The organism is Stenotrophomonas maltophilia group sp. RNC7, assembly GCF_030910085.1.
Classification (GTDB): Bacteria; Pseudomonadota; Gammaproteobacteria; order Xanthomonadales; family Xanthomonadaceae; genus Stenotrophomonas; species Stenotrophomonas sepilia.
Genome location: NZ_JAVFVN010000913.1, coordinates 1 through 766, shown reverse-complemented (window position 1 = coordinate 766; position 766 = coordinate 1). Strand labels below are relative to the sequence as shown.

Below are 766 nucleotides of genomic sequence, written 5' to 3'. Positions count from 1 at the left end.
TATCTTGATCGCCGACGTCTCGTCTATCGGATGGGTCGCAACTGCAAGAGGTCCTATTTGATTCATCCCGATCCTTCTGTCTCGTTATTGTGAGGAACAATGATCACGCACGCTAGTAGGTTACCGTCACAACAACGGTGTCGGTATATGTCCCCGGCGGTGGCGTGGTCTGGGGAGCAACACGACCATACACGTTCAGGGTCTGTGCAGTTCCCGCTCCGGTGCCGCCTACCGTCTGGCCTGCTGTGCTGCCCCAGGGGATCGTTCGCGCACTGTTTGTATAGAGGCCGTACACGATCGCGTTGCTTCCAAGCGTCATGCGCCTTTGGGTCGGTTGGGCATTGCTCAACCCTCCGTTTAACGACACGGTGTAAGGCAAATTTGGCGTACAGTTTACCGATATGGCACCATTTACATCGACGTTGGAAGTCAACACACCCCGGCTGCCAAAATTCAATGTCTGTGCCGAGACAGTACATGTTCGATCCACATTAGCCTGAACATTAAAGCTTGCCTGAGAGGGATTCTGAGTGACCGTCGAACAATCCGGAGCCAGCAATGTGTAACTTACATAGTTAAATCGTGTTTGAGCTCCCGCAAAACTCGAAAGATAGACACCTCCAGGAGTTGGAGATTGCCCTGACAATATGCGAGCGTAGATAGTCCGGGACGTTGAACTGGACGTGAGCGGCAGGAGCAACATATCGATTGGGGGAACTGTTCCAAGGGTGGTGTTCGTCACCGATCCCCACGGCACCATGCGATT

Annotated in this window: 1 protein-coding gene; it reads right to left on the bottom strand. The window is 53.1% G+C overall.

Annotated features, from left to right (window positions below; genetic code table 11):
* Positions 1-112: 112 nt before the first annotated feature.
* A partial coding sequence (locus tag RCF13_RS23465) for a spore coat U domain-containing protein (RefSeq protein WP_308141587.1) occupies positions 113-766 on the bottom strand: 654 nt, incomplete at its 5' end.